Source organism: Candidatus Cybelea sp. (assembly GCA_036489315.1).
Lineage (GTDB): Bacteria > Vulcanimicrobiota > Vulcanimicrobiia > Vulcanimicrobiales > Vulcanimicrobiaceae > Cybelea.
In genome coordinates this window covers 17,864-37,771 of sequence record DASXFZ010000035.1, presented here as the reverse complement: position 1 = coordinate 37,771, position 19,908 = coordinate 17,864, and the positions used below count along the sequence as shown (strand labels likewise).

Genomic DNA, 19,908 nt, shown 5'->3' with positions numbered 1-19,908 from the left:
GATGTGTCGCACGACGACCAGAAGGAGAAAATGCGTCTCGCCGGACGGTCGACCGCGCGCTTTTATCGCAAGCATCCCAGCTTCGACGTCATGCTGAACTTGGGGATGACGCCGGTCTCGCTCGGCCTGCATTCGCTCTTGACGCGCTTTCCGACGCTGCTGGCCTCGATCGACCGGCGCTCCGCCCGTTCGCGCCTCGCGCGGGAGCTGATCCTGCAATACCACTACGTCTCCGGCGTAAAAGAGGGTCGTAGTGACGGTTAAGGTTTCGTGTGGCGCGCTGCGAGCCGGCGACGCCGGGGAGTCCGTCGAGCTCAACGGCTGGGTGAATCGCCGGCGCGATCACGGGGGACTGATCTTCGTCGATCTGCGCGACCACGAGGGCGTCACGCAAATCGTCTTCGATCCGCAGCATCCGAGCTTTTCGCAAGCCGAGCACCTGCGTCACGAGGACGTGCTCAACGTCCGCGGTACCGTGCGGCGCCGGCCGGCGGGCACCGAAAACCCGCGCTTGGGAACCGGCGACGTCGAAGTGGCGATCGAGGCGCTCGAGATTCTGAACCGCTCGGCGGTACCGCCGTTCCAGATCAACGTCGACGAAGACGTCGACGAGAATCTGCGCTTGGAGTACCGATATCTCGATCTGCGACGGCCGCGTTTGCAGGAGAACATCCGGCTGCGCCATCGCATCGTCAAGGCGATGCGCGACTTCTTCGACGAGCGCGGCTTCGTCGAGATCGAGACGCCGATGCTGATCAAGTCGACGCCGGAAGGTGCGCGCGACTACCTCGTTCCCAGCAGGCTATATCCTGGGGCCTTTTACGCGCTCCCGCAGTCGCCGCAAATGCTCAAACAAATCATGATGATCGCGGGCTTCGGGAAGTACGTGCAGATCGCCAGATGCATGCGCGACGAGGATCAGCGGGCCGATCGCCAGCCGGAATTCACCCAGCTCGACGTCGAGATGTCGTTCTGCACGCAAGATGAAGTGTTGGATACGATGGAATCGGCGATGCGCTACGTGTGGAAGAGCGTGCTCGGCCTCGAGCTGCCGCCTTTTGCGCGCCTCACGCATCAGGAAGCGATGGCCAAATACGGGCTCGACAAACCCGACCTTCGCTTCGGCCTGGAGCTGGCCGATGTGGGTTCCGTCTTTGCAAACACGGAGTTCGTCGTCTTTCGCTCGGCGCTGGAGGCCGGCGGCGCAATCGTCGCGCTGCGCTATCCGGGAGGCGCGGAGCTCTCGCGTCGCGATTTCGACGCGCTCACCGAAACCGCTAAGCAGTTCGGCGGCAAAGGCATGGTCTGGCTCGCGCTGGGCGCCGACGGCACGAAATCCTCGGCGGCGAAGTTCCTAAGCGAGGCCGACATCGCGGCGGTGACATCCGCCGTGCAGGCGCAGACCGGCGACGCGATCCTGCTCTTCGCCGACCGAGACGAGCTGGCTCGCGCAGTCGCCGGCAAGATGCGCAACGAAGTTGGGGCGCGCTGCAGCCTGCGCGATCCACAGCAGTATGCGTTCGCCTGGGTGACCGGCTTTCCGTACCTGGAGATCGACGAAGAGACCGGCAAGCCGGCGCCCGCGCATCACCCGTTCACTGCGCCCGCACCCGGCGATTGGGAGCTGATCGATTCCGCGCCGACGAAGATGCGCGCCCAGCATTACGACCTCGTGCTGAACGGCTACGAGCTGGGCTCGGGGTCGATCCGCATTCACAAGCCGGGCGAACAACGGAAGATCTTCGAGATGCTGGGGCTGACGCCCGAACAGATCGAGGATCGCTTCGGATTCTTCGTGCGCGCCCTCGACTACGGTGCGCCGCCCCACGGCGGGATGGCGCTGGGCATCGACCGCATCGTGATGATCGCCTGCGGCGAAGAGAATATCCGCGAAGTCATCGCGCTTCCCAAGAACCAGGTCGCCCGCGATTTGATGATGGACGCGCCGAGCGCCGTCCCCGCGCAGCTGATGGCCGATCTGCATCTTCGCAGCGCACCGATCCCGGGCGGGAAGTAGTAGATTCGGGACGGTTACATTCCGACTCGGACACATTCGTCGCGCCACATCCGTGTGGCGCTCCTATCGACTGCCTCGCGCCTTCCGCATCCTGCTCCAGCGCTCGGTCAGACGGTCCTCATCGGAACATAACCGTCCCGAATCTACTCGGTTGCGGCACCGAAGCGGTTACATTCCGACTCGGACACATTCGTCATCGGAACATAACCCTCCCGAATCTACTCCGAGGATCTGGCGTGCCTTCGTAAAGATGGAGTCGAACATCGGCACGGTCAGTTTGCCGGTGTTCGTGTTCTGCCGGCTGGGATGAAACGACGCGATCACATCGATGACGCGCTCCCCGAGTCGGGCGCGGTAGTGCGCGCCGTGTGAGAAGCTGGGCTTGGCGCCGTCGAACGTAAAGCCGCGCGCTTGGAGCATCTTCAAAATCGCCGCGAAACCGATGGCGCCCAACGCAATCGTCACGCGGACGCGCTGCAGCGCATCGAACTCCTCCAACAAGTAGGGAAAGCAGTTCCGCAGTTCGCCGGGCGCCGGTTTGTTCTGCGGAGGCGCGCAGCGTGCGGCGGCGGTGATGAAGCAGTCGGCGAGGCGCAGCCCGTCGTCGCGCGAGATCGCGACCGGCGCGGAGGCAAAGCCGGCTCGATAGAGCGCGGGATAAAGAAAGCCTCCAGATGCATCGCCCGTGAACGGGCGGCCGGTGCGATTGCTCCCGTGCGCGCCCGGCGCGAGACCGACTAAGATCACGCGTGCCTGCGGATCGCCGAAGCCCGGCACCGGCTTTCCCCAGTAGTCGCAGTCGCGATGCGCGCGCTTCTTCTCGCGTGCGATCTCGGCGGCGAAGGTTCGCAGCCGCGGGCACTTGCGGCAGCGGATAACCGCGCTCTCGATCTGCGTTAGCGTTTTCATTCGGATAGGTCGAGCGGGAGCGCTTCCATTTCGCGAGGCTCGAACTTTTCCAGCCCGCCGTGATAGGTTCGGCCCTTGCCGACGAAGCTCGCGCGCCTGGCGTTGAGCGATGCAACGACGTGCTCGAGCGTCCGTTCGTCCAGCGGCCGGCGCGGGTAGAGTCCGTGAACGACGTTGAGCAGCCCGAGGCCGTCCGGGTTGCGGGCAAAGCACGGAGCGCTGCGAGCCATATAGGTTCCGACGATCGGCGGCCGGGGAAAGACGAGCGAGTACCACGGGCGGCGCCGGCTCGCGATGTACCCGCGGTGAATTTGCGCGGCCTCCCCCGCGCGAACGTAGTCTGCGAGCGCTTCGTCTGCGAGAACGTGGGCCTCGGAGTCAATCTGCAGCGCGACCATGCGGTGCGCAGCATCGCGCACGATCCCGCCTGATTCGAGGACTTCTTTCGCGGAGGCGACGAGCGGAACGCAGTGCCGTAAGATGCCGCGCTCGCTCGCGCAGGCCTTGGACATGACGAAGAAGCCGTTTGCGCCGGTGACTTGTCCTCGTGAGACGCGAAAGAGCGTGCCGATCCGCCCGGCCTCGTCGCGCTCTTGGGTTCCTCGGAAGAGCGCGGACCAGCGCGGCGTACGTGCGAGCTCGGAACGCTCGCACCGCCGTCCCCCACGCAGTGAGATCGCCGCTGGGTCGGTGAGCTGCGAGAGCGTAACGAATCGCGTTGCGCTTCCGATGGAAAAGGTCGTTATCGCAGCGGTGGTCATCGCATCGGCAAACGGCCTCGCGCGCGGATCGAAAGCGGCAAGCCCGCGTCCGCCAAGCTCGCCGGCAAACGCGTCGCGAAGAAAGGCGCCGTAACGCACGTCGAGCCACTCGGCGCTCGTCACGAAGGAGCCGACGTCGCCGCGTTTGGCGTGCAGCGCCAAGGTTGCGAGATAGAACAGGACGTGCAGGCCGGCCAGACCAGAGATGCTCGAACCGATGGCGCTCGCAATCGCGGAGGCTCTCGCCTTGACTGCCGGCGTCAGCTCGTGGTGACGAACGTAGGGCGGATTTCCGACAAAGGCGGTTCGTCCGGCAATTCGCTCGATGCGGGCGAAGAGATAATCCTCGTTGATGACTCTTGAGTTTGCCGCGCCGACGGCAGCGAGCGCCGCGCGCGTCATCAGTGTGGCCAGAGGGTCGACGTCGACGGCGATGAGCGCCAGGAAACGGTCGTGCTTAGCCGCGGCGACTGCGAACCGTCCGCTTCCGCAGCCTGCGTCGACGAGCCGTTCGGCACGGCGTTCCAGTGCCCAGCGCGTCATCGCGTCGACGATTGCGGGAGGCGTGTAGAACGTGCCGAGGGTGCGGCGCGCCACCCGCGAGCGGGCCGCGCAGAGACCATCTCCGAGCGGATCCCCGCCGTCGCGAATGGCGGCGCGGATGCTGCGGCCCGCGTATTTTGCGGGGCGGCCGGCGGCGCGAACGAGAGCGAGTTCGGCGCCGGAGAGCGGGCCGCCGCAGCCGGCGGCGCCGCAGGCCAACGCGCCGCGGGCGATCTCGAGCAGCTCCCCAGCGACGTTCACGTGCCGTTGAGCACATCGGCGTATTCGATGCCGACCGGTGCGATGACGTAGGCGATGCCGTCGTTGCGCTGCCAGATTCGCTCGAGGGCGGCTCGCGGATAGACGACGCGTACGTTTGGGGCCGCCGGATCGTTGATCGCGCAGTCGCCGGCGCGCGTAAACCCGCAGAGCACCGCGAGGTGGCCGTCCGAGCGTTCCAGCGGCGCGCCCGGAAGCTCGCCCGCACTCCACGAGTACGAGATCGCTAGCGGAAGATTTCGTTCGATCAGACGCTGGGCGTGATCGAGATTGCGCAGGTGCGCCACGGCGGCGCGCAAACCGAGACGGCCGCTGTAGGCAACGTTGAAGACCCAGTTGCCGGTTCCGTTGTACGAGCGGTCGAAGACTTCGCGCGCTGTCTGGGTTACGGAAACCTCGATTCCGTGATAGGCGTGAATCATCGAAAGCGCCGCGGGGCTGCACCACCCACGCTCGTTGGGCTGCTCCGCGTACTGGGAGCGCGCGGGAACGTCTAAGATCAGCGAGTGGCTCGCGTAGGGAAGCGAGTCGCGGACCCGTACCGGTGCGGAAAACGCCAGCTGCTCGAAGTGCACGCCGGGCGCACGAACCTCGATGCCGTCGAACGGCTGCGCCGCGCGGATGACGTCGACCTCGACGACGGTGTCATCGTGCGACGGGCTCAGTGACTTCGCCCCGCCGGGCCTCCACTCGGAGTGGTCGAGCCAGTCCCCCGCGGGCAGGTGCGCGCGAAGCAGGCGGAAGGAGAGACGGCCGCTCTCCGTATGCGTGTTCCAACTCAGCACGCCGCGCCGGGAGGCCTCGAAGAAGAGGCGGGTCGTTTCGTCGGCTCCCAGTTTTTGCGTAAACGTTCCGGCGTTCAGATCGTCCACTGCCACGCGTTCCAGGTGTCGCCGATGAATGCCGCAGGAATGTAGTTCTTGAGATCCGCGTTCATCGCGGTGTAGTCGGTTTGCCAGCTGAAGAAGACGGCTGGCACGACGTAGCGGATCCGTTCCTCTTCCCGCTGGTAGAGTGCCTTGCGCGCGTTCTCATCGAACGTGCTCGCCGCGGCGAGGCTCGTAGCGTTCACGATCGGATCGTTCAGCCACGACGTGTTCGCACCGCGCGGCGGAATGAAGGCGCCGGCCCAGTTGCCGGAGTTGTCCGGGTCGGGACCGTTGGTTTCGATCGACCACTCGAGATCGTAGCGGCCGGTGTACAGCGGCCCGTTCTGCGCGAAGAGATAGCTTCCGGGATAGTTACGGACTTCGATGTCGATGCCGATCTTGCGCAACATCGCCTGGATCAGCACTTGCGATTCGGTGTTCTCTTGGTGGCCGGTCGTGGCGTAGATCGTCAAGCGCATCGCGAGCGGCCCTTTCACGAGGATGCCGTCGAGGCCGGACCGCCATCCCGCCTGCGCCAGCAATCGCTTTGCGTCGCCGGGATCGTAGCGGTACGCGGGTAGTTTCGGGGCCGCCCACGACTCCGGGAAGATGTCGGAGATCGCGAGCCGATCGAGATCGTGAAAGACGTCGTGCTCGATGCGCGCCCAGTCGACGCCCTCGGCGATTGCTCGGCGCACCCGCGCGTCGGCGAGCTGCGGACGGCTAAGGTTGATTCCCAGATGTCGCCAGTTCGCGCTGAGGCGGTGCGTAACAGCGATTCCCGGAATCGACGAAAGGCGCGCGACGTTGTTGGCGTTGACGCTGGGGTAAACGTCGACCTCGTGCGTCGCCAGCTCGTTCAAGAGCGTGTTGACATCGGGAACGACCTTCCAGATCACCTCTTTGAGCTTCGGCGCTCCGCGGAAATAGCGCGCGTTCGGAGTGAAGGTGAGCGAGCTTCCGTGGTTCCACGCTTTCAGTACGTACGGTCCGCTCGAAAGCGGGTGCTCGTTATAGGCCGACCGGCGCAAGTCAGGGACCTTGGCGAGCAGATGGAGCGGCAGCGGCGGATAGCCCGCCCCGCCCATGGCGAGAATCCCCAGAACGCGCACGCTCGCGCGGCGGAGGCGAATGACGATCGTGTACGGATTCGGTGCCGACGCCGATGCAATTTCGTCCCACCCGTACGTGCTCTTGACCGCCGTCTGCGGATCGCGTACGAGCCGGTACGTGAAGAGCCAGTCGGCGGCCGTCAGCGGCGCGCCGTCGGCCCAGACGACGCCCTTGCGTAAATGCACGACGATCTGCCTGCCGTCGCGGCTGATATCGCCGTTGCGCAGCGTTGGAACGCGCGTGGCAAGGTCGGGGACGTAGTCGCCTCGCGCGTCGTACCGCAGGATGAACGAATAGAGCAGCCCGGAGATCGTATCGCTCGCGGCCGTATGTGCGTACATCAAGTTGAGCCCGTCGGGCTCTTCGTCTTCGCCCAGACGCACGACGCCCGGGACCGTCCACGCATTGCGCTCGCCCGCGGAGGGCGGCGCCGGTCGCGAGCACGCAGCCGCTCCTAGGAGCAGTGCGAGCAGCCCGGCGACAAAGAAACGCGGTTTCACCGGCCGGCGGTTGACGGCCGCCGTTTGACGATCCGCTGCGCAATCTGCTCGTAGAAGGCTTGCGCGCCGAAGCGAACGATGTCCTCGGCCGGCAGGCCCGTCTCCTTGCGCGCTCGCACGGCTTGCGCGCGCGCGTGCTCCTCCGTAAGGTGTCTGGTGTTGAGTACGATGCCGACGACCGGTGCCGGTTTGATCGCCGCCGACAGCGCCTCGTGAAGGGCGATCAAACGCTCGTAGCCCAGCACCGGCGTCTGGTATTCTTCAATGACCCGGCGCACGGGATCGCAGACCAGGATCAGCGCATCGGGCGCGCATCCCGTCATGAGCGCGAGCGTTACGGGTGCGTACGCGGGGTGGTTGATCGCCCCTTGCCCCTCGACGACGATCAGCTCGGCGCCGCCGCGCGCGGCCACGAGAACGAGCTGTTCGGCTGCGCCGGGCGCAAAGTCGGCGATGACGCGGTCGACGGAGATCCCCCAGCCGGCAATCATGATCCCCGTCTGGCCGGTGGGAACGAACTGCGCGTTGGTTCCGGCGGCACGCGCCGTGCGCACGATCTCAAGTGCCGCCGTCATCTTCCCGACCGCGCAATCGTTACCGACCGTCAGCACGACCGGCGCCTCGATGCCGTACGCTTCGCCTGAGAAAATCGGCACTTCGGGAGGCTCGCGCACGTCCCAAATCGTCGCACCGGCGGCAACGGCGACGCTGCGAAACTCGGGGTCGCTTCCGAGCTGCTGATGCAGCCCGCTGACGACCTCGAGCTTCGCGCGAAGCGCCTGCGTAATTTCTTCCCGCCAGTCCGGTGGAAGGCCGCCGCCTCTGGGCGCCGTTCCGATCAGAAGCGAAGTCGGCCCATGTTCCAGCGCCTGCGTAAGATTGGCAACGATCGGTGCGGTGCTGGAGAGGTGCGGCAGCACCTCGTTCACACGCTTGCCGGCGGCGCAGGGATCGATGACCGCAACGATCTCGTCGTTTCCGTACGCAATAACGCCATGCGCGGTCTTGGCATCGGTTGCGAAATGGCCGGGCGCGAGAACCGCGTAGCGGCGCCGCGTCACGCCGCCTCCTTTGCGCGTACGCCCAGACCAGGCTCGTCCGAAAGTACGAGCTTTCCACGGTCGTAGCCGACGCCGGCAAACGGGTCGTCGGCGATCAGCAGCGGCCCGTCGATATCGGCCCAGTCGACGAGCGGCGAGAGATGCGCCGCGGCGCTTGCGGCAATGGCGCTCTCGACCATGCAGCCGAGCATGACTTTCAAGCCCATCGCCCGCGCGGTGTGGATCATCGCGAGTGCGCCGCGAATCCCGCCGGTCTTCGCGAGCTTTACGTTGACGCCGTCGATGCAGCCGCCCAGCGGAGGAAGATCGCTTGCAACCAAACAGTCCTCGTCGGCGACGATCGGGATGTCGACCCGCTCGCGGATCGCGCGCAGCCACTGCGGATTTCCGGCCGGCACGGGCTGCTCGCAAAACTCGATCTCATAGCGTTGGAGTTCGCGCAGCGTCGTGATCGCGTCTTGCACGGTCCAGCCCTCGTTGGCGTCGATGCGAATCGCGCCGCCGTAACGGGCGCGAATCGCGGCGATCATCTCGACGTCGTCGGCGGGCGGCCCGCCGCCGACCTTCACTTTGAGGATCGGATAGTGTGCCGCTTCATCGACCTTGCGCAGCATCTCGTCCGGCGGCGCGATCCCGATCGTAAACGAAGTCGTCGGGGTCTGCGACGGGTCGAGGCCGAGCAAGGCGTAAAGCGGTTTGCCGAGCTGCTTGCCGATGAGATCGTGAAGGGCGATATCGAGGCCGGCGCGCGCGGCGGCGGGGATGCGGGCGTCCAGCAGCGTCTCGAGTGCGAAGGGGTCGTCGCCGCTCGGAGGATGTGCGTCGAAGTAGGCGATGACGCTCTCCACGCTCTCGCCGTAGCGTTCGACGGGCGTCGCCTCGCCGAGACCCTCATGGTCGCCGGCTCTCACGCGCACGAGTGCAGTACGTGCGACCGCTTCTTCGCCCCGCGCAATCTTGAACACGTGAACCAGCGGCAGGTCCATCGCCGTAACGGAGATCGTTATCGCAGACATCGAAGCGCGCTTTCGGGAAACATCCGCCTTCTACTAGCTTGCTCCGCGCGCAAAGTTCAGCAGCTTCCTAAACGCCCGTGCCGGGTAGAGCGGTGGCGCGGTGCGGCGAAGAGCGTAACCATGCTCCCGCTCTGAGCCGTACTGCGCCACCGCTCTACCCGGCGCAGGCCCCCTTGACCGGCGGTGGTACGGTAGAGGGGCTCGACTGCGCTTAGCGCGCAGCGCACGTTGGTACCGAACCGACTTAGAAAACCTAGGGAGCATAAGCTCCGGGGACGACGGATCGCGAGGCTCGATGCTTGGCGGACGGGCGCCCGGGCCGCACCCACCTGCGAGAACGCAGGTTCGTTCACCGCGTGGGCAAGACGCTATCTGTGGTTGAGTTCCTCTTTGCGGCTTGGCAGAGGGTGTCGCGCCACTCGCGCAGCGCGATGCCGGCGAGCCGGACGTCCGCGTCTTCCCCGGGCTCGTCGAGGACGACAAAGCCGCGGAAGCCGGCGAATGCTTGCGCGACGGCGATCGTTTGCGGCTCGGCCGCGCGAACGCGGGCCCAGAGCAGCACGGTGTTCGGTGCGAGTGCGCGTGGATCGCTCGCGCCGTCGAGCGCCGCCGGATCGGGGCCATACCGCAGCCACGCGGAGTCCGTCTCTTTAACAACGCGCTTACAATCGTGCGTGCTGTTCGCAAACGTCGAAGGCGCGTTTCGCAGCGCAAGAGTAACGTTAGCCGCTTTGGCCAGCGACGTCGTGTCGCCCAACCGCGCGAGCTGTTGCGGCCAAGAGCACTCCGTTTCGTAGCAGAGCGGTGCGGCGATCAGCGGCGCGCCCAGCGTGACGGCGTAGTCGAAGATCCGCTCGACGCAGCTGCCCTCTGCCTTGAAGAGGCTCGCGTCGCTCAGCGCGGCGATCGTCAGTCCCCAGTCGGTGGCCATCTTCTTGATCTGTGCGAGGTAGTCGGCGTCGACCCGAGGGAAATGGTGCACGTCCAGCACGACGCCGTCGCACGCAAGCTCGTGCGCGCATAGATCCAAAAACTCGAGTTGTGTGAGCTCGCCGTTCTCGATCTCGCGCCCGAAGGCACTGCTCGCGCAAGCAAGCTTCATCGGGCTCGGATTTTCGACCGCTCACCGGTGCTCACCCTCGTCCCAGCACTCTCAAGGTCACCGGCGCGCAAACACCCAAAGAAGCACGGCAATGGAGATCCTGACCCCAAACCACATCGAGTCGGCGGACCCCGAGCTCTTCGCCGCGATCGCCGGCGAGGAGCGGCGGCAGCGCGAGAACCTCGAGCTCATTGCGTCGGAGAACTACGCGAGCCGAGCCGTTCGCGAAGCCAATGCATCGGTTCTGACCAATAAATACGCCGAAGGCTATCCGGGAAAGCGGTACTATGGCGGCTGCCAGTGGGTCGACGTCGCCGAGACGCTTGCACTCCAGCGGCTCGGTCGCATCTTTAAAGCCGATCATGCCAACGTGCAGCCGCACTCGGGCGCGCAGGCGAACATGGCCGTCTTCATGGCCGTGCTGCAGCCGGGCGACACGGTTCTGGGAATGTCGCTCGCGCACGGCGGGCACCTTACCCACGGAACGAAGGTCAGCTTCTCAGGAAAGCTCTATAACGCGCTGGCGTACGGCGTCCGCAAAGATACCGAGCTGATCGATTTCGACGAGGTGCGTTCGCTCGCGCGCGAGCACCGGCCGAAGCTGATCGTCGCCGGGGCGAGCGCCTATCCGCGCATCATGGAGTACGAACCCTTTGCCGAGATCGCGCGGGAGATCGGCGCGACCCTGCTCGTCGACTTCGCGCACGTCGCGGGCCTGGTCGCCGCGGGGCTTCATCCCTCGCCGATCCCCGTCGCCGATTTCGTCACTTCGACGACGCACAAGACGATGCGCGGTCCGCGCGGCGGTTTCGTGCTGTGCACCAGCCAGTGGGCGCAGCCGCTGGACAAGAGCGTCTTTCCCGGCATCCAAGGCGGCCCGTTGATGCACACGATCGCGGCGAAGGCGGTGGCCTTCGGCGAAGCGCTCGCGCCTGAGTTCGTCGACTACCAGCGCCGCGTCGTCGAAAACGCGCGTGCGATGGCCGACGAGTTTACGCGCGCGGGACTGCGATTGGTGGGCGGCGGAACCGATACCCATTTGATGCTCGTCGACGTATCGGTCAAAGGCCTCACCGGCAAAGCGGTCGAGGCGTATTTGGACGAGATCAGCGTCACGGTCAATAAGAACGCGATTCCTTTCGATCTGCAGAAGCCGTTCGTCGCCAGCGGCATTCGCGTCGGGACGCCGGCGATCACGACGCGCGGCTTCGGCGTCGAGGAGTGCCGCGAAGTGGCGCGGATCATCTGTGACGCCTTCGGCGATATCGAGCAGCGCTCTCAGATCGAGCGGCTCGGAGCCCGCGTACGCGAGCTAACCTCTCGCTTCGACGTCCCCTGACGTTGCCCGTGCGCCCCGGTTGGGATGAGTACTTCATGCAGATCGCGCAGACCGTCAGCACGCGCGCGACCTGCCCGCGAGCGGCCGTCGGCTGTGTGCTGACGCGCGGGCACCGCATTCTCACGACGGGCTATAACGGCGCGCCGCGCGGCGTCGCGCATTGCACTGAAGTCGGCTGCGAGCTGGTAAACGATCATTGCGTGCGGGCGACGCACGCGGAAGCCAACGCGGTCGTTCAAGGCGCGCTGCACGGCGTCAGTCTGGCCGAGGCCGTTGCGTACTGCACGCATCAGCCGTGCGTGAACTGTTCGAAGCTGCTGATCAGCGCCGGCGTCGCGAAGATCGTCTACGATCAGCCGTACCCAGATCCGATCGCAGCGCAGCTGCTGGCCGAAGCCGGAGTAGCCGTACTGGCCTATTCGATGCTCGAAGGAGCGCGGGGGTGAATCCTCACGTGCTGAGCGCTGCCGCGGTGTACGCGGCGGCTTTCGGCTTGGCGGGGCTCGTCAGTCTCCTGGGTACTCCGCTGATCGTCCGGCTGGCGAATCGTCTCGGAATCGTCGATGCCGCGGGGGACGAGCGGCGCATGCACGACTCGCCCAAACCGCGCATCGGCGGCATCGCGGTTTTCTTCGGGTTCGCCTTCGCGCTCTTTGCCGTGCTGGGCGTCGCGATGGCCTCGCCCTTCCGCCTTATGCCTCCGGGCGATCAGTTCGACGCGGTGCACAAACTCGTCGGGCTGCTCTTCGGGAGCCTGCTGATCGTCGGAGTCGGCATTTGGGACGACGTGATGCAGATGCGCCCGCGAAACAAGCTGATCGCTCAAGTCGTCGTCGCGTCGATCTCGATGCTCTACGGATTCGTCATCCCGGGCATCAACAATCCCTTCGACCGTAATCCCGGCACGAACTGGATCGATTTTCCGCTCTGGGTCGGGGTCCCGCTGACGCTGCTCTGGTACGTCGGCATGATGAACGCGATCAACTTCCTCGACGGCCTCGACGGTCTGCTCGCCGGCGTCGCGGCGATTTCCAGCATCTTCCTCTTCATCATCGCGGTACTGCACGCGAATCCGGTCGTCGCCCTGGTCGTCATCGCGCTGGCGGGTGCGGCGCTCGGCTTTCTTCCTTATAACTTTAATCCGGCCCGCATCATCCTCGGCGATGCGGGATCGCTCTTCATCGGCTACGTCTTCGGCACGGTCTCTATAATCGGTGCCAGCAAGACGGCCATTGCGATCAGCATCGTCGTCCCGCTGCTCGTTTTGGCCCTTCCGGTGCTCGACACCGCAGCGGCTATCGTCCGGCGGGCGACCAGCGGCAAGCGGATCACCGAAGCCGACCGCGGACACTTTCACCACCAGCTGATCTTTCGCTTCGGTCTCAACGTGCGCCAAGCCGTGCTGCTTTTGTACGCGGTCTGCTTCGTTCTCGGAGCGGTGGCGCTCGCATTCTCGGGCGAGTTCACGCACGTCTTTAGGCACGTATCATAATGTCGAATGAACTGCGGGTAATGACCGTTTTCGGCACCCGCCCGGACACGATCAAAATGGCCCCGGTCGTCCACGCGCTGCAGGCGCAGCCCGATATCGTCCACCGCGTCTGCGTGACCGCGCAGCACCGCCGCATGCTCGACGATCTGCTCGAGTTTTTTGCGATCGTTCCCGACTACGACCTCAACGTGATGACGGAGGACCAGACGCTCACTGAGATCACGACGCGCGTCCTGACGGGAATGGAGCCGGCACTCGCCGACGCGCGCCCGGACGTCGTGCTGGTTCACGGCGATACGACGACGAGCACGGCGGCGGCGCTGGCGGCCTTCTATCAGCAGATTCCGGTCGGGCACGTCGAGGCGGGTCTGCGCACCAGCAATCGCTGGCTGCCGTTTCCCGAAGAGATGAACCGGCGGCTGACCGGGACGATCACGTCGTACCACTTTTCCCCGACGCCGCTGGCGCGCGAACACCTGCTCGTCGAGAACGTCGAACCCAACGACGTCGTTGTGACGGGCAACACCGTTATCGATGCCTTCCTGGAAACGGCGCGGCGTCGCGATCTCGCCACGCCGCCGCGCTGGGACGAGCTCGATCCGGCACGCCCGATCGTCGTCGTCACCGCGCACCGCCGCGAAAACCATCCCCACATGGGTGAGATATGCGAAGCCCTGCGGGCGATCAGCGAGCTTCCGCTCAAACCCCAGATCTACTGGCCGGTCCATCCCTCGCCGCGGGTGGCTCCGATCGCGCGCGAGCTCCTGGGCGAGGCACCGGGCATCTGGCTCGTCGACCCGGTCGACTACGGCGAGATGGTCGCCGCGGTCAAAGGATCGACGTTCGTCCTCACCGACTCGGGCGGCATTCAAGAAGAGGCGCCGTGCCTAGGAAAACCGGTCCTCGTCATGCGCGACGAGACCGAGCGCCCCGAAGGCCTCGCCGCCGGGACGCTGGCGCTGATCGGTCACCGGCGAGAGCGGATTCTCGAGGCTGCGAGCCGGCTGCTCACCGACGAGGCCGCCTACACGGCGATGGCCCACGCGCAGAATCCCTACGGCGACGGCTTTGCCTCGCCGCGGATCGTCGAGTGGCTGCTGGCTCGGCTGCGCTCGGGAGGCTATCCCGAACCTTTCGACCCGAAGAACCCTAAGGTCGTTTCCCCGCAGTGAAGACGCTTCTGCCGGTTCTCCTCGCCGGCGGAAGCTTCGCCGGCTGCGCCATCCTCGGGCTCGGCGCCGGAATACTAGCGGCGGAACGGTTCGCGCAGCCCGCCTTCGCGCCCGGCGGATTGATGGCCGGCGGCATCGTCGGCGCGTACTCGGCCTTTCGTCTGCTCGCGAAGTCAATGACATAAGCTAAGGAGCCTGTAGGGTTATGCCAAATTCTCGTCTTTGCGCCGCCTTTTGTCCGAATACTTCGTTGCTCTTCGCTCGCAAAGCGCCGCTTTTGTCGCTCATCGCGCCTCGTCTTCGAACAAAGTTCGTCGCAAAATCCGAAAATGGGCACAACCCCACGGACTCCTAGACAACTGATGGCTGGGAAGGATATGCCTCCGGACCGACGTAGCTACAGCGGCGCCGAGTCGACGGCAGATCTCGCGGCCTATTATCGTCTCAAGTGGTCCGTTGCAGCGGTCTCCGGCGCGGTGGCCGCCGCCCTCTCACTCCTTCTCTTGCCGTTGTCCTGGTTTGCAAGTCTGGCGCTTTCGGTTGGAGCCGTTTGCGGAATCGCCAACATGCTCGCGATCATGCGAGGTAGCGAGCGCTTGGCGGAAACGCGCAGCCCCATCTTCTTTGGGTTAAGTAGTTTACTGCGGCTGGCGGGCTTTAGTATAGTAGCCGCGGCGCTGGCGGCCCGCGGACCGTGGTGGTCGCTCGGGCCGTTTTTGGCTGGTTTCTTTTTCCCCCTCGCCGCGTATGCCTTAGGCGCGCTGCGAGTCTTTAGACGGAAGCCTTAACGGACACTATCGGTGCACGAACACATCGGCGAACACATACTCTGGCATCTGCCCGTCCTCGGGGCGGTTCATGCCGACACAATCGTGACGACCTGGCTCGTCATGATCGTGGCGTTGCTGTTCCTCGGCTGGATCGGCGCCAGCTACCGATCGCCGTATGTGACCAGACGCCAAGCCGTGCTCGAAGCGGTCTTCAACTATATCGCCGATCTGGTCACGAGCGTGCTGGGCGAGGAGGGAGAGCCGTTCGTCCCGTTTTTCGTCGCCCTTTTCATCTTCATCTTTTTGCTCAACCAGTTCGGCATGCTGCCGTTCAAGGCGTTGGGTCTGCCCTTCGGCGGCTCGCCGACGGCCGACCTCAACACCGTCGTTCCGCTTGCGCTCGTCGTCTTCTTCATGATTCAGGTCGTGGCGTTTCGCAAAAAGGGCGCGGGCTATCTCGGACACGTGTTCAAACCGTTCCCCGCCCTCTTTCTGGTCAACGTTCTCGACGAGATCCTTCGACCGATCACGCTTGCCGCGCGGCTCTTCTTTAATATTTTCGTCGGCGAGCTGCTCTTCATCATCGTGACCTCGATCATCCTCGCGCACATCAGCATCGGCTTCTTCAATCTCTCGCTCGGCGTCGCCGTCGTGCCCGTGCTGATTCAGTTCTTCAACTTCTTCGTTGGAACGATCCAAGCTTTCGTCTTTACGTTGCTGGCAATCGTCTATCTCTCGCTGGCGCTTGCCGACGACCATTAGAAAGGAAAACCCTTGAATCCCCAAGCTTTAATCGCAGCCGCAGCGCTCATCTCGTTCGGCATCATCATCTCGGGCGTGGCCTTCGGTTCGGCCGTCGGCGACGGAACCGTTGCCGCAAAGGCGGTCGAGTCGATCTCCCGGCAGCCCGAGGCGCGGCCCAACATCTTCCTGTTCATGTTCCTGGGCGTCGGCGTCTTGGAAGCGGTGCCGTTCATCGCCATCGCGCTCTCGTTCTACATCCTGCTCGTCGTCGCCAGGGTTCCGGCGATCATCTCGTCGCTGGTGAAATAAGGCTCGATGTCGTTCCTGTCGGTCAACGGGACGCTGGTCGTGCAGCTGATCAACTTCGCGATCTTTTTCGCGGTGTTGTACGTGGTCTTTTTGCGCCCGGTCGCGGCCGCGATCTCCCGGCGACGGCAGTACATCAACAGCCTGGTCTCCGACTACGACCGCTATCAAGCCGAAGCGGCCACGCTGCGGGCGCAGGCCGAAGAGATCCGCGCTGCCGCGCGGCGCGATGCCGAGCATCGCGTCGCAGCACAGCGCGCTGCGGCTTCGAACGAGGCGGCGGAAATCTCGATCGGTTACTCACAGCGTGCGCAGCAGGCCGTCGAACAGGCGCAGGCGACGGTGCGCACGGAGCTCGAGGAGGCGCGCGCCGGAGAGCCGCAGGCGGTCCGGGGACTCGCCGACTTCATGCTCGATCGCGTGATTCCGGAGGCCTCGAGATGAGCGACGCTCGGCTCTACATTCAAATTGCCGTCTGGAGCCAGGTTGTATCTTCGATCGTCTTCATAGCGGTGCTCGTCTACATATGGAACCGCTTTCTCAAACCGGTGCTGATGGCGGCCCAAGAGCGCAGCAACCGGCAGATCGCCGAGGCGGAACGCCATCGCGACGAAGTCAAAGGGGTGCTGGGGGCACTCCACGAGGCCATCCGCAGCGCCGGCCGCGACGCGGAGCTGATCGCGCAGCGTGCCGAGCTGCACGGCGCGCGCGAGCGCGAAGCGATGCTCGCCGAGGCCACCGAGTCGGGAGAACGCGCGCTGCGAGATGCCCAAGGCGAGCTCGAACGCGCGCGCGCGGCGGCCCGGCAGCAGCTGCGTGACGATCTCGTCGAGCGCGCGCTGAAGATCGCGCGCGACGACGCGGCACGCCGGATCGGACCCTCGGTCGACGAGCGTCTGATCGAAGGCTTTGCCGGCACGCTGCAGGAGGGCGCGCGTGGTTAATCAGACGCTTGCGCGCCGCTATGCCGTCGCCGTCGATATGCTCGCCCGGGAACGCGGAATCGGCGAGAAGATCGCCTCCGATCTAACGGCAATCGCCGGCGCGATCGGCGACCGCGGCGAGATCTACGAGTTCTTCGCTTCGCCCGTCGTGCCCCGACCCGATAAGGAACGGCTCCTAACCGAAGCCTTCGGCGAAAAGGTCGACCCCGTCGCGCTCCACACGCTGCTGCTGCTCGTACGCAAGCGCCGCGAAACGCTGCTCGGTGCGCTCGTCAAAGAGTTTCTCGCACTGCAGCGCAAGGCACGCGGTGCCGAGACGCTCGTGATGACCTCCGCTCGCCCGCTCGAACGCGACGAATACGCGGCGCTCGTCGAGAAGCTCGAGCTCGCCTACGGCAAGAAGTTCGAAGTTACCCAAGAGGTCGATCCGAAGCTCATCGGCGGCGTGCGGCTGGTGATGGGCGATCGGCGTATCGACGCCACGATCGCCGGCCGCTTGGACAGCCTCGCCCGAGAACTCTCTACCATCTCATAGTCGAACGAAGAAAGCTTACGCATGATCAACGCAGATGAAATAGCCGGAATTCTCAAACAGCAGATCGAGCAGTTCAAGACGGGCGTTGCCGAAGACGAAGTCGGCACCGTCATCGAAGTTGGCGCGAACCTCGCGCGAGTCTACGGAATGCGCGGCGTGCGGTCCTCGGAGCTCGTCGAGTTTCCCAACGGTCTGCAGGGCGTCGCGCTCAACCTCGAAGAGGATAACGTCGGCGTCGTCATCATGGGTCCGGATGTCGACATCCAAGAGGGTACGAGCGTTCGGCGAACCGGCCGCATCGCTTCGGTTCCGGTCGGCGAGGCGCTGCTGGGCCGAGTCGTCAATCCGTTGGGCCAACCGATCGACGGGAAAGGGGATATCGCCACCACCCGCTACCGCACGATCGAGAACGTCGCCCCGAGCGTCGTGCAGCGCCAGCCGGTCAAGCAGCCGCTGCAGACCGGAATTCGCGCGATCGACGCGCTGATCCCCATCGGTAAGGGCCAGCGTGAGCTCATCATAGGGGATCGTTCGACCGGAAAGACGGCGATCGCGATCGACACGATCATCAACCAGAAGGGACGCAACGTATTCTGCGTCTACGTCGCGATCGGCCAGAAGAATTCGACGGTTGCGGCGCTCGCCCAGATCCTCGAACAGAAGGGCGCGATGGCCTACACGACGATCGTGGCGGTGAGTCCCTCGGAGGCCGCCGCGCTGCGCTGGCTCGCGCCGTTTGCCGGCTGCGCAATGGCCGAGGAATTGATGTATCAAGGCAAAGACGTGCTGATCGTTTACGACGACCTCACCAAGCACGCGCAATCCTATCGCGAGATGTCGCTGCTGCTGCGCAGGCCCCCGGGCCGCGAAGCATACCCGGGCGACGTGTTCTATCTGCACTCTCGCTTATTGGAGCGCTCGGCGAAGCTCTCCGACGACATGGGGGGAGGCTCGCTCACGGCGCTGCCGGTGATCGAGACACAGGCGGGCGATTTCTCGGCCTACATTCCCACCAACGTCATCTCGATTACCGACGGGCAGATCTACCTGACGCCGCAACTCTTCTTCCAGGGAATCCGCCCGGCGGTCGATGTCGGGCTCTCCGTCTCGCGCGTGGGCGGAGCCGCGCAGACCAAGGCGATGAAGTCGGTCGCCGGACAGCTCAAGCTCGAGCTCGCGCAGTATCGCGACCTGGCCGCGTTTGCGAAACTTTCGAGCGACCTCGACAAGGCTACGCAGAATCAGCTGATGCGCGGTGAGAAACTGACCGAGCTGCTCAAACAGCCGCAGTATCAGCCGCAGCCGATGGAAGATCAAGTTGCGATCATCTACGCCGCGACCAACGGATTCGTGAACGACGTTCCCACCGTCCGGCTCGCGAACTGGGCCTCGGGCATGATCGATTTCCTGCACGCCGAGCATCCCGAAATCCCCGCCGCGATCGCGCAGAGCTCGCAGCTCTCCGACGATACGCGCAAGCAGCTCGACGCGGTGTTGACCGAGTTCAACAAGAGCTTCTAAGCACCGATGCCTTCCGTACGAGATCTGCGCGACCGGATTCGGTCGCTGAGAAACACCCAGCAGATCACCAAGGCGATGAAACAGGTCGCCGCGGCAAAGATCCGCCGAGCCGAGGCGGCGCAGAAGCGCGCGCGTCCGTACGCCGATGCGCTGGGCGAAATGCTCGGCGATTTGATCTCCGCGGTTTCATCCGTCGACCATCCCTTCATGAAGCCTGGGAAGGAGGGAGCTCCGCCCGGGATCATCTTGGTGAGCTCCGACAAGGGGCTCGCCGGCGCGTTCAACTCCAACGTCATACGCGCTGCCGAGGACTTTGCGCGCGCCCAGGGCGCCGTGCGCTACTACACCGTCGGCGTCAAAGCGCGCAATGCGGTACGCCGCTTAGGCATCGCCGATTATCCCTCGTGGCCGCTCGGAGCCGACTCGAAACTGGAGACCGCACGCGAGGTGGCGCGTCGAACCGCCGACGACTTCGGCCGCGGCGATATCTCCGAGATCGTGCTCGTCTCACAGAAGCTCGTGACGATGATGGTCCAGCGCCCGCAGCGGCGCAAGCTCGTGCCGATCCTTGCCGAAGATCTTTCGACTTTTCACCGCGACGCGAAGCCGGAAGCAGCGCGTGGGGGTCCGCGCGGGGTGATCGAGTTTGCGCCCTCGCCGGAGCGCGTGCTCTCGCGGCTCCTGCCGAAGTATCTCGAGTTCACGATCTACTCGGCGATGCTCGAGACCGACGCCGCTTTCTTCGCCGCGCAGCTCGTTGCGATGACCAATGCTACCGATAACGCCTCGAAGCTGATCGACGAGCTGACGATCGCGATGAACAACGCGCGCCAGGCCGCGATTACCAAAGAGCTGCTCGAAATCGTCGGCGGCGCCGAAGCGCTCGGGGTCGAGTAGGTGGGACACGTCGTAGCG

Annotated in this window: 22 protein-coding genes; 15 read left to right on the top strand and 7 right to left on the bottom strand. The window is 64.9% G+C overall.

Features of this window, described 5'->3' with window-relative positions; genetic code table 11:
- The coding region (locus VGG51_08065) for a hypothetical protein (GenBank protein ID HEY1882980.1) at nt 1–264 on the top strand (264 nt) is incomplete at its 5' end.
- Nucleotides 254–2,017 (top strand): aspartate--tRNA ligase, encoded by a 1,764-nt coding sequence (aspS, locus tag VGG51_08060; protein ID HEY1882979.1) that lies wholly within the window; start codon nt 254–256, stop codon nt 2,015–2,017. The genes VGG51_08065 and aspS, both read left to right, overlap by 11 nt.
- 168 nt (nt 2,018–2,185) lie before the next feature.
- Here the strand turns inward: aspS and VGG51_08055 are convergent, their stop codons facing one another.
- The 7 genes from VGG51_08055 to VGG51_08025 form a co-directional block, all read right to left on the bottom strand.
- A complete protein-coding gene (locus VGG51_08055; protein HEY1882978.1) occupies nt 2,186–2,926 on the bottom strand; it encodes a uracil-DNA glycosylase in 741 nt (246 codons plus the stop codon).
- Nucleotides 2,923–4,491, bottom strand: coding sequence for a methyltransferase (locus VGG51_08050; protein ID HEY1882977.1), 1,569 nt, complete (start codon nt 4,489–4,491; stop codon nt 2,923–2,925). The genes VGG51_08055 and VGG51_08050 overlap by 4 nt, the downstream gene beginning before the upstream one ends.
- On the bottom strand, nt 4,488–5,381 hold the full coding sequence (locus VGG51_08045) for a C39 family peptidase (protein HEY1882976.1): 894 nt from the start codon (nt 5,379–5,381) through the stop codon (nt 4,488–4,490). The genes VGG51_08050 and VGG51_08045 overlap by 4 nt, the downstream gene beginning before the upstream one ends.
- Nucleotides 5,369–6,991, bottom strand: coding sequence for a peptide ABC transporter substrate-binding protein (locus VGG51_08040; protein HEY1882975.1), 1,623 nt, complete (start codon nt 6,989–6,991; stop codon nt 5,369–5,371). The genes VGG51_08045 and VGG51_08040 overlap by 13 nt, the downstream gene beginning before the upstream one ends.
- Nucleotides 6,988–8,052, bottom strand: a complete 1,065-nt coding sequence (locus tag VGG51_08035) for a DUF1611 domain-containing protein (protein ID HEY1882974.1) — start codon at nt 8,050–8,052, stop codon at nt 6,988–6,990. Before VGG51_08035 ends, VGG51_08040 begins: the two co-directional genes overlap by 4 nt.
- Nucleotides 8,049–9,068 carry a dipeptide epimerase gene (locus tag VGG51_08030; GenBank protein ID HEY1882973.1) on the bottom strand — a complete coding sequence of 340 codons (1,020 nt, stop codon included), beginning with the start codon at nt 9,066–9,068 and terminating at the stop codon, nt 8,049–8,051. The genes VGG51_08035 and VGG51_08030 overlap by 4 nt, the downstream gene beginning before the upstream one ends.
- A 349-nt stretch (nt 9,069–9,417) precedes the next feature.
- The gene (locus VGG51_08025) at nt 9,418–10,170 is read right to left on the bottom strand and encodes a TIM barrel protein (GenBank protein ID HEY1882972.1); all 753 of its coding nucleotides are present in this window, start codon (nt 10,168–10,170) and stop codon (nt 9,418–9,420) included.
- Nucleotides 10,171–10,261: 91 nt separating this feature from the next.
- On the opposite strand from VGG51_08025, the gene glyA reads away from it, so the two are divergent.
- The 13 genes from glyA to atpG all read left to right on the top strand — a co-directional run bounded on the left by glyA (nt 10,262) and on the right by atpG (nt 19,890).
- The gene (gene glyA, locus VGG51_08020; GenBank protein ID HEY1882971.1) at nt 10,262–11,509 is read left to right on the top strand and encodes a serine hydroxymethyltransferase; all 1,248 of its coding nucleotides are present in this window, start codon (nt 10,262–10,264) and stop codon (nt 11,507–11,509) included.
- Between the two features lie 8 nt (nt 11,510–11,517).
- On the top strand, nt 11,518–11,955 hold the full coding sequence (locus VGG51_08015; GenBank protein HEY1882970.1) for a cytidine/deoxycytidylate deaminase family protein: 438 nt from the start codon (nt 11,518–11,520) through the stop codon (nt 11,953–11,955).
- Complete coding sequence (locus VGG51_08010; GenBank protein HEY1882969.1) at nt 11,952–13,001, top strand: MraY family glycosyltransferase; 1,050 nt, start codon at nt 11,952–11,954, stop codon at nt 12,999–13,001. The genes VGG51_08015 and VGG51_08010 overlap by 4 nt, the downstream gene beginning before the upstream one ends.
- Nucleotides 13,001–14,173, top strand: a complete 1,173-nt coding sequence (gene wecB, locus VGG51_08005) for a UDP-N-acetylglucosamine 2-epimerase (non-hydrolyzing) (GenBank protein ID HEY1882968.1) — start codon at nt 13,001–13,003, stop codon at nt 14,171–14,173. The genes VGG51_08010 and wecB overlap by 1 nt, the downstream gene beginning before the upstream one ends.
- Nucleotides 14,170–14,358 carry a hypothetical protein gene (locus VGG51_08000; GenBank protein HEY1882967.1) on the top strand — a complete coding sequence of 63 codons (189 nt, stop codon included), beginning with the start codon at nt 14,170–14,172 and terminating at the stop codon, nt 14,356–14,358. The genes wecB and VGG51_08000 overlap by 4 nt, the downstream gene beginning before the upstream one ends.
- Before the next feature lie 192 nt (nt 14,359–14,550).
- Nucleotides 14,551–14,961 (top strand): hypothetical protein, encoded by a 411-nt coding sequence (locus VGG51_07995; GenBank protein ID HEY1882966.1) that lies wholly within the window; start codon nt 14,551–14,553, stop codon nt 14,959–14,961.
- A 12-nt stretch (nt 14,962–14,973) separates the two neighbouring features.
- Entirely contained in the window at nt 14,974–15,705 is a 732-nt protein-coding gene (gene atpB / locus VGG51_07990; GenBank protein HEY1882965.1) for a F0F1 ATP synthase subunit A, read from the top strand.
- Between the two features lie 12 nt (nt 15,706–15,717).
- Nucleotides 15,718–15,996, top strand: coding sequence for an ATP synthase F0 subunit C (gene atpE, locus VGG51_07985; protein HEY1882964.1), 279 nt, complete (start codon nt 15,718–15,720; stop codon nt 15,994–15,996).
- Nucleotides 15,997–16,002: 6 nt separating this feature from the next.
- Nucleotides 16,003–16,437 carry an ATP synthase F0 subunit B gene (locus VGG51_07980; GenBank protein HEY1882963.1) on the top strand — a complete coding sequence of 145 codons (435 nt, stop codon included), beginning with the start codon at nt 16,003–16,005 and terminating at the stop codon, nt 16,435–16,437.
- Nucleotides 16,434–16,937, top strand: coding sequence for an ATP synthase F0 subunit B (locus tag VGG51_07975; GenBank protein ID HEY1882962.1), 504 nt, complete (start codon nt 16,434–16,436; stop codon nt 16,935–16,937). Before VGG51_07980 ends, VGG51_07975 begins: the two co-directional genes overlap by 4 nt.
- Nucleotides 16,930–17,472, top strand: coding sequence for an ATP synthase F1 subunit delta (gene atpH, locus VGG51_07970; protein ID HEY1882961.1), 543 nt, complete (start codon nt 16,930–16,932; stop codon nt 17,470–17,472). The genes VGG51_07975 and atpH overlap by 8 nt, the downstream gene beginning before the upstream one ends.
- Before the next feature lie 21 nt (nt 17,473–17,493).
- A complete protein-coding gene (gene atpA, locus VGG51_07965; protein HEY1882960.1) occupies nt 17,494–18,993 on the top strand; it encodes a F0F1 ATP synthase subunit alpha in 1,500 nt (499 codons plus the stop codon).
- A gap of 6 nt (nt 18,994–18,999) precedes the next feature.
- Nucleotides 19,000–19,890: an ATP synthase F1 subunit gamma gene (atpG, locus tag VGG51_07960; protein HEY1882959.1), complete on the top strand. Its 891-nt coding sequence runs from the start codon at nt 19,000–19,002 to the stop codon at nt 19,888–19,890.
- The last annotated feature ends 18 nt before the right edge of the window (nt 19,891–19,908 follow it).